This window comes from Pantoea ananatis LMG 2665, from assembly GCF_000710035.2.
GTDB lineage: Bacteria > Pseudomonadota > Gammaproteobacteria > Enterobacterales > Enterobacteriaceae > Pantoea > Pantoea ananatis.
In genome coordinates this window covers 527,342-541,261 of the sequence record NZ_JMJJ01000005.1, presented here as the reverse complement: position 1 = coordinate 541,261, position 13,920 = coordinate 527,342, and the positions used below count along the sequence as shown (strand labels likewise).

Annotated in this window: 10 protein-coding genes; all 10 read left to right on the top strand. The window is 52.4% G+C overall.

The window, feature by feature from the left end:
* Positions 1-375: 375 nt before the first annotated feature.
* Positions 376-1,809 (top strand): undecaprenyl-phosphate galactose phosphotransferase WbaP, encoded by a 1,434-nt coding sequence (gene wbaP / locus EL29_RS10475; RefSeq protein ID WP_013026385.1) that lies wholly within the window; start codon positions 376-378, stop codon positions 1,807-1,809.
* 273 nt (positions 1,810-2,082) lie between these two features.
* The gene (locus EL29_RS10470; RefSeq protein ID WP_013026384.1) at positions 2,083-3,222 is read left to right on the top strand and encodes a polysaccharide export protein; all 1,140 of its coding nucleotides are present in this window, start codon (positions 2,083-2,085) and stop codon (positions 3,220-3,222) included.
* 9 nt (positions 3,223-3,231) lie between these two features.
* Positions 3,232-3,666 (top strand): arsenate reductase/protein-tyrosine-phosphatase family protein, encoded by a 435-nt coding sequence (locus EL29_RS10465; protein ID WP_013026383.1) that lies wholly within the window; start codon positions 3,232-3,234, stop codon positions 3,664-3,666.
* Between the two features lie 12 nt (positions 3,667-3,678).
* Positions 3,679-5,856, top strand: coding sequence for a tyrosine-protein kinase Wzc (gene wzc, locus EL29_RS10460; protein WP_014594083.1), 2,178 nt, complete (start codon positions 3,679-3,681; stop codon positions 5,854-5,856).
* 255 nt (positions 5,857-6,111) lie between these two features.
* Complete coding sequence (locus EL29_RS10455) at positions 6,112-7,248, top strand: EpsG family protein (protein WP_014594082.1); 1,137 nt, start codon at positions 6,112-6,114, stop codon at positions 7,246-7,248.
* A gap of 129 nt (positions 7,249-7,377) precedes the next feature.
* On the top strand, positions 7,378-8,295 hold the full coding sequence (locus EL29_RS10450; RefSeq protein WP_028715324.1) for a glycosyltransferase family 2 protein: 918 nt from the start codon (positions 7,378-7,380) through the stop codon (positions 8,293-8,295).
* An 81-nt stretch (positions 8,296-8,376) separates the two neighbouring features.
* Positions 8,377-9,129, top strand: a complete 753-nt coding sequence (locus tag EL29_RS10445; RefSeq protein ID WP_014605450.1) for a glycosyltransferase family 2 protein — start codon at positions 8,377-8,379, stop codon at positions 9,127-9,129.
* 45 nt (positions 9,130-9,174) lie between these two features.
* Positions 9,175-10,209 (top strand): glycosyltransferase family 4 protein, encoded by a 1,035-nt coding sequence (locus EL29_RS10440; RefSeq protein ID WP_014605451.1) that lies wholly within the window; start codon positions 9,175-9,177, stop codon positions 10,207-10,209.
* A gap of 86 nt (positions 10,210-10,295) precedes the next feature.
* Positions 10,296-12,506: a phage tailspike protein gene (locus EL29_RS10435; RefSeq protein WP_028715323.1), complete on the top strand. Its 2,211-nt coding sequence runs from the start codon at positions 10,296-10,298 to the stop codon at positions 12,504-12,506.
* A 150-nt stretch (positions 12,507-12,656) separates the two neighbouring features.
* On the top strand, positions 12,657-13,919 hold the full coding sequence (gene wcaK / locus EL29_RS10430) for a colanic acid biosynthesis pyruvyl transferase WcaK (RefSeq protein ID WP_013026376.1): 1,263 nt from the start codon (positions 12,657-12,659) through the stop codon (positions 13,917-13,919).
* Position 13,920: the final 1 nt, after the last annotated feature.

The window sequence follows — 13,920 nt, the reverse complement described above, 5'->3', positions numbered from 1 at the left end:
CGCCCGAATCTGTAATTTGCGCAATCAACCGCCTCGGTACGCAGCAGAATGTCAACGCATTCTGCACAAGGACGCTTTGTGCGCAATCGCGCGCGGCGCAGGGAGAAACAGAGGTTATCAGGGCGGTATTGGCAGCGACAGCCAAGGGCGGTAGCGTGTCTGCGTCACCGCTTCGGTTTGATATTTAATCAGCACATTGCTGATAAAGTCAGAGTAATCTGTTGGTATTGTGCACGGTATTATTGGTTTCATAGTCAATGGCAATGGCGTAAATGCCGCAGGAGCTCCCCTCAGAAACGCTCGGGCTTAAGAGACAATGCTGGTCACTTAAGCGTCTGGTGTGGTGGGTTAAGGAAATAAAATAAAGAGTTAAATATGCGCGATAATGAATTTACGTTTAAAAGTCTTATCACCAAATTATTATTGGCTTGTTCTGATTTAATATGTTTCAACGCGGCATTATTTATCGCGATGATGCTAATTAATATGACATCTCCTTCACTGTTATCGGATATGTCTGATCGGGAATTTAATTTAAAAGTTGCTACACACATCTGTCTGTCAGTAATTTGCGTGGGCTGGTTTTGGGTCAGACTGCGCCATTACACCTACCGCAAACCGTTTTGGTTCGAATTAAAAGAAATTTTTCGTACCATTCTCATTTTTTCCGTCATTGAACTGTCGATCACGGCCCTGTCTCAATGGCAGATGTCGCGCTTTGTCTGGCTGTTAACGTGGCTTATCGCCCTGGTGGCAATGCCGGTGTGCCGCGCACTGTCCAAACGCCTGCTGAATAAATACGGCCTGTGGAAGAAGCAGACCATCATTATTGGCAGCAATAAAAATGCCCAGGAAGCGTGGGAGGCTCTGCAAAGCGAAGAGGTTATGGGCTTTGAGGTTATTGCCTTCTATGACGTGGACGGATCCTGCCCACAAGAGCTGATTTCGGGTATTCCGGTGCTGCGCGACGAGCAGGCGCTGTGGAGGCTCACTAACAGTGAAACCCAGTTCATTGTGGCGGTTGAGTTTGAGCAAAGTCAGTATCGTGACATGTGGCTGAAATCGCTGGCGATGCATAACTGCCGCTCTGTTTCAGTGATTCCTACCTTACGTGGGGTGCCGCTGTACGGCACTGACATGGCTTATATCTTCAGCCATGAAGTCATGATCCTGCGTGTTCAGAATAACCTGGCCAAACGTACCTCACGCTTCCTGAAGCGCACGTTCGATATCTTCGGGGCACTCTCCATCATTTTGATGCTGTTACCGGCGCTGCTAGTGCTGGGATTCCTGGTGGGACGTGATGGCGGGCCGCCTATTTATGGTCACGAACGCGTCGGCCTGAACGGGCGTAAATTTAAATGCCTTAAGTTCCGTTCAATGGTGATCAACTCGAAAGAAGTGCTTGAGGAAGTCTTGCGAACCGATCCGGTTGCCCGTGCTGAATGGGATAAAGATTTTAAACTCAAAAACGATCCCCGTATTACTAAAGTCGGTCACTTTATTCGTAAAACCAGCCTTGATGAGCTGCCGCAGTTGTGGAACGTCGTACGCGGCGACATGAGCCTGGTCGGGCCGCGCCCGGTTATTGAAGACGAACTGGCGCGTTATGCGGGCGATGTCGATTACTACCTGATGGCAAAACCGGGTATGACCGGATTGTGGCAGGTGAGCGGCCGTAACGATGTGGATTATGAAACGCGCGTCTACTTCGACTCATGGTATGTAAAAAACTGGTCGCTGTGGAACGACATTGCAATTTTGTTCAAAACCGTGGGTGTGGTTTTGAAACGTGATGGTGCTTATTAGCCGCAAAAGAGCCTCTGTCAGCCGCGCGCCGAAGTGCCACTTCAGGTTCCGGCGGGCAGATTTCTCTAAAAAAAAGCGGTACGGCATTGATAAACCGAAATGTTCTGCTTTGCTTTATTCCGTTCCGGGTAAAGCGCGTGATGGGTACAAGACAGGAGCTAAGAATAATGAACGACATGTTCAGGGCCTGAGTCAGGATAGCTTACTTTTTTCGAGCGCTTACACAGCGGCGTATTCGCCTCTATCAAACATTAACTGATAGCGAAGATCTAAATGATTACAATGAAAATGAAGATGATACCTGTTCTGGTATCTGCAACTTTTATGGCCGGGTGTACTGTCGTGCCGGGGCAAAATTTATCCACTTCGGGAAAAGATGTCATTGAGCAGCAGGACAGCAATTTTGACATCGACAAGTACGTTAACGTTTATCCGTTAACGCCAGGCCTGGTGGAGAAAATGCGTCCTAAGCCACTTGTGGCACAGGCTAATCCGTCGTTACAAACCGAAATTCAGAACTACGAATACCGCATCGGCATTGGTGATGTTCTCACCGTCACCGTGTGGGATCACCCCGAACTCACCACGCCTGCCGGTCAGTACCGTAGCGCCAGTGACACCGGTAACTGGGTCCATTCCGACGGCACGATTTTCTATCCTTACATCGGCCGCGTCCGTGTTGCTGGCCGTACCGTAGGTGACGTGCGTAATGAAGTGGCGCGTCGTCTGGCGCAGTACATCGAAAGCCCTCAGGTTGACGTCAGCATTGCCTCGTTTAAGTCACAGAAGACTTACGTGACCGGTGCCGTGACGACCTCAGGCCAGCAGCCTATCACCAACGTACCGCTGACTATCCTGGATGCGATTAACGCAGCGGGCGGCTTAGCGGCGGACGCAGACTGGCGCAACGTTATCCTGACCCACAACGGCCGTGAGCAGCGCGTGTCACTGCAGGCCCTGATGCAGAACGGCGATCTGAGCCAGAATCACCTGCTTTATCCGGGTGACATCCTGTATGTGCCGCGTAACGACGACCTGAAAGTGTTTGTCATGGGCGAAGTGAAACAGCAGGCCACCCTGAAAATGGACCGCAGCGGTATGACCCTGGCTGAAGCGCTGGGTAATGCGGCAGGCATGGATCAAACCACGTCCGACGCGACCGGGGTCTTTGTTATCCGACCGACGCGCGGCTCCGATCGCAGCAAAATCGCCAATATCTACCAGCTGAATACCAAAGATGCGGCATCCATGGTGATGGGTACCGAATTCCAACTTGAACCTTACGATATCGTCTACGTGACATCGACGCCGCTGACGCGTTGGAACCGCGTGATATCGCAGTTGATACCAACCATAGCCGGTGTTAACGATGCGACGCAGGCTGCACAGCGCATCCGCAACTGGTCGAACTAAGGTTTCGCCATGATTAAGTCCGTGTTAGTCGTCTGCGTAGGCAACATCTGCCGCTCTCCTACGGGAGAGCGCCTGTTCAAACGCGCGCTGCCGCACCTGCCTGTGGCCTCCGCCGGACTCGGCGCCCTGGTTGGGCACGCGGCGGATAAAACGGCGACGGAGGTGGCAGCCGAAAAAGGCTTATCGCTGGAAGGTCATGAGGCTCAGCAGCTAACGGCCAGCCTGTGCCGGGAGTATGACCTGATTCTGGTGATGGAAAAGCGCCACATTGAACAGGTAAACCGCATCGATCCGGCTGCACGCGGCAAAACGATGCTGCTTGGGCACTGGCTCAATCAGAAGGAAATTGCGGATCCGTACAGAAAAAGCCGTGAGGCCTTTGAAGAGGTTTACGGGTTACTGGAACACGCCACTCAGAAATGGGTCAGCGTACTAAGCCGATAGTTGGGATTATCCATGAATATAAAAAACAAAGTCATGACCGCGCCGCGCGAGGAATCGAATGGGTGGGATCTGGCGCATCTTGTGGGACAGCTTATTGATCACCGTTGGGTTATCGTCGCTGTCACCGCTTTTTTCATGCTGGTAGCAACGCTCTACACACTGTTTGCGACGCCTATTTACAGCGCCGATGCCATGGTTCAGGTGGAGCAGAAGAATACCAGCACCGTCCTGAATGAATTACAGACGCTGATGCCCACGACGCCAGCATCGGATACCGAAATCCAGATTCTTGAATCACGCATGGTGCTGGGAAAAACCGTTCAGGATCTTGGCCTGGATGCAGTGGTTTCACAGAACTATTTCCCGGTTATCGGCAAAGGTCTGTCGCGCCTGATGGGCAACAAGCCTGGCAATGTTGCGATCTCCCGTCTGGAGATTCCGCGTACGATCGAGAAGCGCAGTGTTGAGCTCGAGGTTACGGGTAAAGACAGCTATACCGTTTCTGCCGATGGCGATGAGCTGTTCAAAGGCAAAGTGGGGCAGTTCGAAAAACACGGCGATGTGAGCATGCTGGTCAGCGATATCAATGCGGAGCCGGGGACCACGTTTACCGTCACCAAACTCAACGATCTGCAGGCAATTAACAGCATCCTGTCTAACCTGACCGTTGCAGACAAAGGGAAAGACACCGGCGTACTGGGACTGCAGTATGTGGGTGAAGATCAGGAGCAGATCAGCAAAGTTCTGAACCAGATCGTGAATAACTACCTGTTACAGAACGTGCAGCGTAAATCCGAACAGGCCGAGAAAAGCCTGGAGTTCCTGAAACAGCAACTACCGGAAGTGCGTGGCAAACTGGATCAGGCGGAAGACAAACTTAACGCCTTCCGCCGTGAGAATGAGTCCGTTGACCTGTCGCTTGAAGCCAAGTCTGCGCTGGATTCATCCGTTAGCGTGCAGAGCCAGCTTAACGAGCTGACGTTCCGCGAGGCCGAAGTTTCGCAGCTGTTCACCAAAGATCACCCTACCTATCGGGCACTGTTGGAAAAGCGTAAAACGCTGGAAGATGAGCAGGCGCAGCTGAACAAGAAAATTGCGCAGATGCCGAAAACTCAGCAGGAGATTCTGCGTCTGACCCGCGATGTGCAGTCAGGCCAGGAAATCTACATGCAGTTACTGAACCGCCAGCAAGAGCTGAGCATCAGTAAGGCCAGCACCGTGGGTGATGTTCGCATCATCGATCAGGCCGCCACGGCAAACTCGCCGGTTGCGCCGAAAAAGCTGCTGATCATCGCAGCCAGCCTGATTCTGGGGCTGATGGTGTCCGTCGGTGTGGTTCTGCTTAAAGCGCTGTTGCATCACGGTATCGAGAACCCGGAACAGCTGGAAGAGCTGGGCATGAACGTCTATGCCAGCGTACCGCTCTCTGAGTGGCAGCGTAAGAAGGATACCGAAGCACTGGCGCGTCGCGGTCACAAAGGCAAAACCGATCCGCATGAGACGCTGTTGGCTCTGGGTAATCCAACCGACCTCTCTATTGAAGCGATTCGTAGCCTGCGTACCAGCCTGCACTTCGCCATGATGGAAGCGAAAAACAACATTCTGATGATCACCGGCGCCAGCCCGGGTATTGGTAAAACCTTTATCTGCGTTAACCTCGCTACCCTGGTGGCCAAGGCCGGTCAGAAGGTGTTGTTTATCGATGGTGACATGCGCCGCGGTTACACTCACGAACTGCTGGGTGCGGACAATAAATCCGGTCTGTCTAACGTCCTGTCTGGCAAAACCGAGTTTACGCCGACCATGATTCAGCAAGGGCCATACGGTTTTGATTTCCTGCCGCGCGGACAGGTTCCACCGAACCCGTCAGAGCTGTTGATGCACCGCCGCATGGGTGAGCTGCTGGAGTGGGCAAGCAAAAACTATGATTTAGTCCTGATTGATACACCGCCGATTCTGGCCGTAACGGATGCGTCCATCATCGGTAAGCTGGCCGGTACCTCGCTGATGGTGGCGCGTTTTGAAACCAACACCACAAAAGAAGTGGATGTCAGCTTCAAACGCTTCGCGCAGAACGGTATCGAAATCAAAGGGGTTATCCTGAACGCCGTGGTACGTAAAGCGGCTAACTCGTACGGTTATGGTTATGACTACTACGACTACGAGTACGGTAAACCAACGAAAAGCTAAGAGCTGAAAGAAAAGGGGCGGGTTTGACCGCCCCTTTTGATCCCTGGCTCAAGATAACGACACGTAACGATTTGCACAGGTGATTCTGGATACAACGCACAATAAGCGACGATCTAACGTCAATCATCAGAATTCATCATCAACACGCTTTTGTCTGTCGCGATGTCGGCGCAGACCTGCTGAGAGATCAACCCGGAAGGTAATCAGCACTGGCCACTGTTGGCATGAGAACTTGTGGATTTAAGGAATCACACCATGGCTCCATATTGGTATATATCAGGGTTTTTGCTGCTGATTTCGCTGTTCGAAATCCTGGTGAAAAAAGACGAACGCACAAATTATATTTTGACCTGGCTGCTGTGCTTTGCGGCCATTATTCTGATCGTATTCGGGGGGATTCGTGGCCTCGGCACCGGCATGGATGACTTCCAGTACCGCAGTTTCTTTGAGGACTTTGTACGGCGCATTCAGATCAACGGTTTTTTCAATACCGTCGCGTTTTTCCGCTACGAACCGCTGATTTTTGCGATGGCGTGGATAACGAGTCTGTTTTCGCATAACGCCAGCGTGTTTCTGTTCGTCTTCTGTGCGATTGCGGTATCCATTAACGCCTTCTTTTTCAGAAAGATGTCGCCTTATCCGGTACTGGCGCTGGCGCTGTATTCGGCGCACATCTTTATTAACAAAGACATCAACCAGATACGTTTTGGCTTAAGCTCCGCCCTGTTCCTCGGCGTGCTGTGGACGATCTACCTGAAGCGTTACTGGTGGGCGTTTACCTTTTTTATCCTGTCGTTCATGAGTCACAACACCGCCGTTATGGTGATAACGCTGGTGCCTTTCCTGTTTATTCGTGACTGGCGCTGGTGGCCGGTGGTGATCATCGTTGTCAGCCTGCCGCTCTCGGTCGTCGGGGGTTCAAGCTTCATCGCCCTGATTGCCGGACACCTCGGATCGCTGGGGGAAAGGGCATCGGGCTATAACAACGATCCCTCCTATGCAATGGATGGCAGCATCCTGTCAGTCTCGAACCTGAAGAACATTATGCTGGTGTTTATTTTCTTCTATTTCATGCTCACTGAAGAACTGAAGCGTGAAAACTATGCCCAGTATCGTCTGAACTACTTGCTGATTTTAAGTTTTGCTATCGGCGGGGCGATCCGCATCTTCCTGTATAACTTCCCGTCAGGTTCGCGTCTTTCCAACTATTTGCAACAGGTTGAACCCATCATTCTGACCTCGCTTATCTATCAGGCCAGACGCGTCTGGAAGCCGGCGCTGTTTGGCATGCTGTTTTTTTTCCTGCTCTATTACCTCTACTACAACACCATCTCAACCAAGCAGGCGGTTGTAGGGTACGAAGTGGCCCAGGAGTTCTGGCTGATTCGGTAACGGACCCGGCGGCGCGCCCCCAGTGAACGGCTTCACTTCGCGGGGCGGTCGCCTGTAACAACACAGGTTTTTCTTCGGCGTTTGTCGATTGAATTGTTTATTTTTGAATACTTTAATGAGGTGCTGGCAATGAAGGACATTCGTTTCTCCATCGTAATTCCGGCTTATAACGCGTCAGAATCGATTGTCACGACGCTGGATTGCGTTAAAGCACAAACGTATCGCCATTTCGAAGTCATCATCGTGGATGACAAATCTGCCGATGCCGCCGCGCTGGCGGAAGTGGTGCGCAGTGAGCGCTATCAGGACCTGGACATCAATCTGGTCTTGTCTGAGGTGAAACTCAACGGTGCCGGCGCGCGTAACAAAGGCATTGAGTTGGCAACGGGCGACTATGTCAGTTTTCTGGATGCCGATGACGAGTGGCATGCCGACAAACTTCTGCAGGTCAGTGAAAAGATTGCGGAGCTAGAGGCGCAGGGTCAGCACAATACCATTATCTACAGCCAGGTAAATATCTATCAGGACGGTGCGTTCCTGAAGGTTATGCCGATGCAGCCTCCGGCAAAAAATGAAACTGTCGCAGAGTATCTGTTTGGCTGTTATGGCTTTATTCAAACCAGCACCATCGTGCTGAAGCGTGAAGATGCCGCTAAAATTCAGTTCGATGCGCGTTTTATCCGCCATCAGGACTATGACTTCTGCATCCGTGCCGACCGCATGGGTTACCGGTTTGAAATGATCGCCGCCCCGCTGGCCAACTACCACCTGGTGACGAAGTTTGGCTCCAAACACAAAGGTGAATCGGTCAAGTACTCCCTGTTCTGGCTGGATACGATGAAACCGCACCTTACCGCACGAGATATTCACACCTACAAAGCATTCAAGCTGCCCCTGCGCTACAAAATGGACGGTAACTCGCTGATGGCGAGCGTCAGCTTCGCGCGCTACTTCCTGCTCACCAATAAAGATAATCGCACCTACTTCCTGAACCGCGTGAAAGACAAACTGAAAGCGCGGTTGGGTGGCGAAAAGGCACTCTCCTGATTCTATTGAATGTCGTGACGTTTTAACGCTACCGGAAGGTTATCTGGTGGCCCCGTCTATTTTATTTATTCAGGTATGAAAATGAATAATCACTCTGGTACCGTCGGCATTGTCATGCCTATGTATAATGCCCGCGAGACGGTATTACGCGCTGTACAGTCCGTCATCAATCAAACCTATCAGGACTGGCACCTGTATCTGATCAACGATAAATCCACCGATGATTCACTCGCGTGGGTGCGCGAGCAGTGCCAGGACCCGCGTATTACGATTCTCGACAATGCGGTCAATATGGGCGCGGCCGAAACCCGCAATGTTGGATTACGTGCTTCGCAAGAAGAGGTGATCGCTTTTCTTGACAGCGATGACGAATGGCACAGCGATAAGCTTCGCCAGCAGATGCAGGCTATCGCCGACGGGGACAATCTGGTCATCACGGAATACCATTACAAAACCCGCAAAGCTGACCACGATATTCGCTATACAAAGCCTTACCTTAAGCAGGACAGCTATGTCAAAAAGCAGTATCGGGTGTGCTTCTCATCCGTCTGTTTCCGCCGTCCGCCAGGCGGGATTTTATTTGAGCGAAAAGGTCACGAAGACTTCCTTTTCCTCTACGAACTCTTTAATCGCTACAAACAGGCCCGCGTAATTCAGAGTATTCTGGTGAATTATTACGAGTTAGGAAATTCCCTGTCGCGTAATAAAAACAAAGCCGCCAAATGGCACCTCGAACTATTAAGAATTATCTATAAAAACAATCCGTTAAAAATCTATTACTATTACGCTTGGTATATGGTGAATGGTGTGCTGTTTAGCCTGAAACACCGTTAAGCCGATCGGCAGGATTGTGTATAAATTTGAGGTGGATAACGTTTCATGAAAAAAATCGTCCTGGTGATCAAAGACGCTTACTCGTATGCGGGCACCGAAAATATCTGTAACTTTATGTCGGAATGTCTTGGTGATGCGCATGAGGTCACCATCTACTCACTGGAGGGGCACGGCGAACCCTTTTACCCTTTCGATAAGGTCAAGCAGATCGTCAGCTTCGAAGGTGAAAGTAACCCCATCAAACGTGCCGTGGCGCGTATTCAGCAGGAAGGCTTCGACACCGTGTTTTTAATCAGCATGGGCCGTCTGAGCGTGATGTTTGCTTTCTGGAACCTGATGACGCTGAAAAAGAAGCGCTTCAAGGCCTATGCCTGCGAGCACGTTGCCATCAACTCCTTCAGTAAACCCATTAAGTTTCTCAAGTTCCTGCTACTGCGCTTCTACGACCGCGTCATTGTCCTGACGGATAAAGATCATCAGGTCTTTCAGCGCTGGCACATCCCCAGTCAGGCCATTCCTAACCCGGTGGTGTACAAATCCTGGCACCGTACCACGCGCCATCGTCAGGCGCTGGCGGTCGGCCGTCTGGACAATCAGAAAGGGTTCGACCTGTTACTGGATATCTGGCGTGACTTTTCCAGAGCGCATCCTGACTGGACGTTGGTGATTGCCGGCGACGGTGAACTGCGCCAGCAACTACAGGATCAGGCAGCCGTGCTGGGCATTACCTCCAGCGTGAAGTTTGTCGGTAAGGTCAGCAATATCAACGATTACTACCGCGACAGTGATATGGCGCTGATGACCTCCCGTTATGAAGGTTTGCCGCTGGTGCTGCTGGAAGCCAAATCCTGGTCGCTGCCGGTGGTGGCCTATGACTGTCCGACAGGTCCACAGGAGATTATTAATCACGGCGAAGACGGTTTCCTGGTGCCGATGAACAAGAAAAGCGAATTTCTGGCGCGGATGGAACAACTGGCCAGCGACGATGCACTGTTCTATGCCATGAGCGAAAAAACCCAGCAAACCGCGCTGAAGTTTGACGGTAAACAGATTAAACAAAGCTGGCTGGCGTTGGTGTAAGGGCTGAAGACGCTCACTTTTGATGTGCCTCATGGGACACCTTTTATGGCTGAGTTTACGGCCTTCATGACGACGGGATTAATTGCATGAAAAGAAGAGAAGTCTTGCAAACCGCAGCCTCCGCCCTTGTCGGCGCGCTCTCCGTGAGCACCTTTTCCAGCTACGCGGCCAAAAACACTGGCCTGGCGCTCAAGTCGGTTGATGCAAGCGCGGTACCCAAAGGCGATGTTCCGATTCTGACGCCTGAAAATGTCTACGCGATGCCGCCGCAGTTCTGGCAAAACTTCCAGGGAAAACTGTGGATCGGTAAGTCGGGAAGCGATGCCAGCCAGGCGGGTAACCAGATCCCCGTGTTCCTGCGCGATGCCAGCGGCAAGCTGGCACAAATCACCCAGCCGATTACCCTGAATAAGGGAAATTTTGACCAGTTTGTAAAGGATAATGCGGCGCTGATCGCGAATCCGTCTCACTCTATGGCGCTGGAAGACAGCAACGGGCAGATGGTCTTTAACATCCCGGATGTCAGCCAGCCGGGCCAGGCTGCCTTTAGTCAGCGTCTGGCACAGCCTGCGGGTTATCAGCTAATCGGTGAGATCCCCTCGGTGGACGATCTGCGCAAGACGCGACCGCTGTTTGAAGGCGCGAAGATCAAGCTCAAAAGCTGGCACCCCGGCCTGGAAGTGGGGGGCGGCGAATTCGTCGGCAGTTTCCAGCCGGCGCAGGACGATCAGGGGGTGATTTTCAGCGGCGACGGCTTTCACTGGCGTCGCGTAGTCGATGACTATAACCGACTCTCGCTGTTTGACTTTGGCGCTATCGCCGACGGCAAAACCGACAGTGCGCCCGCGATTAAAGCGATGTACCAGTGGTCGCAGCAGAGCGATCAGCCTATCTGCGTACAGTTCCCTGCGGGCACGTTCTTCGTTTCCGCCTGTAACTTCGGTGAGGAGCAGCGCCGTTTCTTCCGCATCTCCGGTGCGATGGTCAACTTTGGGTATTTCCCGGCGACCAGCATCGTCTCCGACGGCAAATCGCCGTTTGTTTTCGAGGTCAGCGCCCGCTGGGTGGAAATCTCTAACCTGATTTTTAACGGCAATACGGATACGCATCCCAATAAGCAGGGATTGTTCCGTAATACCTGCCCGGGCGGACAGTTTTTCCGTGGGGCCTGCCTGCGCTTCAACCAGGTTGGCGGCACCGCGCTCAGCCTGCTGGATACGCTGGATTGTAAGATTGACCAGTGGTACGCCTCAGCCTGTACGGGCGACGTGATTCAGGCCGGCTGGTCTGGTCAGAAAAAGGGGAACTGGGACCACAGTACCGCGATTGAGCTGTCAAACTTTAACGCCCAGCACTGTAAAGGCGGCAAAGTTCTCAACCTGCCGCGCTGCAGCCAGTCGCTGATTCACAACGGCTGGATTGAGCACTGTGATAATCCCGGCGATATCTCAAACGGTCAATGGATTATCGATGCCTTAAGCCTTGAGGACTGCAAGAACCCGCTGATTGCCTGGCACTCCCGCCTGAATACGCGTCAGACCAACCTGCAATCCGGCAGCTGGATTGACAACTCAGAGCAGGGCGATCGTTGGCTAAGCGCCTGGGAAATGGGATCGACCCGCGTTGAGTCCTACGGCGTCGCGATCGATGGCAGCCTGAAATATAACTATCTGACCTCACGCTGGCTGTTGGAAAACAACACCAATCAGGCCGTGTGGTTTGAACTGGGCAATCTTTATTCCCCCACCGTTGGCGACTCGTGGGAAATCGAAATTTTTGGACAGTCGCAGTTCAATAACGGCACGGACGGTGAGCCGCTGATGAACCTCATCAGTGGGAAAAACACCGGCGGCCGGGCGGTTATTCACGTTCAACGTAAGAAAGACCATGCTGAAGCCAGCTGGTCGGCGGAAGGCAGCAGTCCGGTGGTGGATGTGCGCTACGTCGCTAAAACCGATACCGACACGCAGGTTTTCATCAGGCTGGCAGGCTGGACGCCTTCGGCAGCGGTGATGATCAAGAGCACGGCGAAAGATCGCTTTGTCACCGGCCGCTGTGCGCGGGTCGATGCCAAAATGGCGAAGGCTACGCCGGACAGCGGCAGTCATGCCGCGCCGCAGCGCTTTAGCCTGCATAACGGTAAAGCGGGCGTGGGCGCGAATGAGCAGGGGGATTTATTGCTGGCCTCCCGCGCGTTGTCTGATGACAAGGTGGATACCAGCAAACCTGAAGGATTCGTGTCTGTCGTTATTAACGGTAAGCAGGTTGCCTTACCGTATTTTGCGATTAAATCGTAGTCAGAGAGGGCTGCCCTGATACGGCAGGCCACACCAACAGCATCTGGGATGTTGGTGCAGGATTTTTATTTGCTGTTTTTCTCCCTATTCATTTTGCCCGTTTCGGAACTGGGCGGTTGGTAGAATTAGAAAAAATTATTCGGAGTTTTTATGAAGATTTTATTGGTGGGTAACCATACCTGTGGGAATCGTGGGGATGGCGCGATTCTGCGTGGACTGATTGATTCAATTCAGGCCGCGCGCAACGATGTGGATATTGATGTGATAAGCCGTTATCCAACCAGCTCCGGTTATCTGCTTCAGCAACATATTCAGCAGGATAAGCTATTCCTGCACAACAACTCCTCGGGTAAGGGCCTGATTGGCTCTGTTAAACGCAAAGTCGCTAACCGACTGATGCCGAATATCATGATGGCGCATCTGGGCAAGGGTGGACCCTACAAATCCTTCTCCGTGCCGCCACACCTCAAAGCCTTCACGGAAAGTCTGGCGCAGTACGATGCGGTCATTCAGGTGGGCGGTTCATTCTTTGTCGATCTGTATGGCGTGACCCAGTTTGACCATGCGCTCTGCGCGCTACTGGCTAAGAAGCCGCTTTACCTGATTGGCCACTCCGTTGGACCTTTCCAGAACGCCCGCACTAATCAACTGGCCAACTTCGTGTTTGACCGGGTTGACCGCCTTATCTTGCGTGAGTCCGTTAGCCTTGACCTGATGAAGCGCGATGGCGTGACCAGCTCAAAGGTGATGCCCGGTGTGGATACGGCCTTCCTGGTACGTGCCCGTCACGTTGAAAACCCCAGCCACAGTCTGCAGCACTGGCAGAGCGTGATTCGCACCCGCAAAACCATCGCGATTACGGTCCGTGAACTGGCGCCGTTTGATAAGCGTCTGGGCGTCACGCAGCAGGAATACGAAGCCGCCTTTGGTCGCGTGATCAACGCCATGATCGCCAGCGGTTATCAGGTCGTCGCCTTATCTACCTGTACGGGCATCGACAGCTACGCCAAAGATGACCGTATGGTGGCGCTCACTTTGCGCGATCGCGTTGAGCAGCCAGAGCACTACCACGTTGTAATGGATGAATTTAATGACCTCGAATTAGGTGTCCTCCTCAGCGAGTGTCACCTGACCATCGGAACCCGTCTGCACTCTGCCATCATCTCAATGAACTTTGGTACGCCAGCGGTCGCCATCAACTATGAACACAAATCCATGGGCGTCATGAATCAGCTAGGTCTGCCGCAAATGGCTACCGATGTTCAGAGCCTGATGGACGGTTCGCTGATTGATAAAGTTCAGGCTATCCTGGCCGACTACGACACGATCAAGCAAAACGTCGAAACCGCCGTGGCGCATGAAAGGGAAGTAGGTAACAGAATCACTGAAGAGATTCTAAACGTAATAGGATGAT